The organism is Chryseobacterium metallicongregator, from assembly GCF_031324065.1.
In the GTDB taxonomy this organism is placed as follows: domain Bacteria; phylum Bacteroidota; class Bacteroidia; order Flavobacteriales; family Weeksellaceae; genus Chryseobacterium; species Chryseobacterium metallicongregator.
The window spans coordinates 1-917 of the sequence record NZ_JAVIXS010000010.1; the positions used below are offsets into that span (position 1 = coordinate 1).

Here is a 917-nt window from a genome sequence, read left to right on the forward strand (position 1 = left end):
TGGGTTACTTTAGCGTTTTGGGTAATTTGTTACGGTAAATTTAGATAATTATATTGGGTGGAGAAATATAATTATTAACCAGTTATACATATAAAAGCCACTGCAAAAACAGTGGCTTTTTGTTTTATTCACGAATATGAGCGAAACCCTTGTGCCAGCGGGCGGAGAGGCTTCATTAAGTGGCTAAAGGCAGCTCTGAAGTACCTTTACTCACTTAATGAAGGTGGTATGGACACTTAGGATAATGGTTAGAGAAACTCTATGAGTGGCTGGAGACCGTTTATAAACCAGTTGCCGACACTTTAATACATATGGCCGGAATATTTTACCGGACATTTTTTAACCTTTACTTTACAGAATGTATTATCTTTGAATCTTCACAAATTGATTAAAGAATGGACTACAAAATACATCAGGGAAGAAATGTAAAACGTTTCAGAGAAATGCTGGGCATCAAGCAGGAAGCATTGGCTTTGGACTTAGGTGAAGACTGGAACCAAAAAAAGATCTCTTTACTTGAACAAAAAGAAACCATTGAAAACCAGCTGCTGGAAAAAATATCCGAAGTACTGAAAATTCCTGTAGAAGCTTTTCAGAATTTTGATGAGGAGCAGGCTGTGAATATTATAGCGAATACTTTTTCTTTAGATAATGGTTCAATATTCAATGCCCATAATACTAATCCTATATTCAATCCAGTAGAAACTATCCTTAAACTTCACGAAGAAAAAATCGCTTTGTATGAGCGTATGCTGAAGGAAAAGGATGAAATGATGAGCAGACTGGAAAAGCTGCTTGATAAGTAAGAGAGCTTATAAAAAATACACTTTTAATAAAACGAAAAACCACTGCTGTGCAGTGGTTTTGTTTATTTGTGGACACGAGCGAGACGCTCGATCCAGCGGGCGGATTTATTC

General features: G+C 36.6%; 1 protein-coding gene. It reads left to right on the forward strand.

The features are described from left to right. Positions 1-395: 395 nt before the first annotated feature. Positions 396-806: a helix-turn-helix domain-containing protein gene (locus tag REB14_RS13480; protein WP_047428043.1), complete on the forward strand. Its 411-nt coding sequence runs from the start codon at positions 396-398 to the stop codon at positions 804-806. Positions 807-917 lie beyond the last annotated feature (111 nt).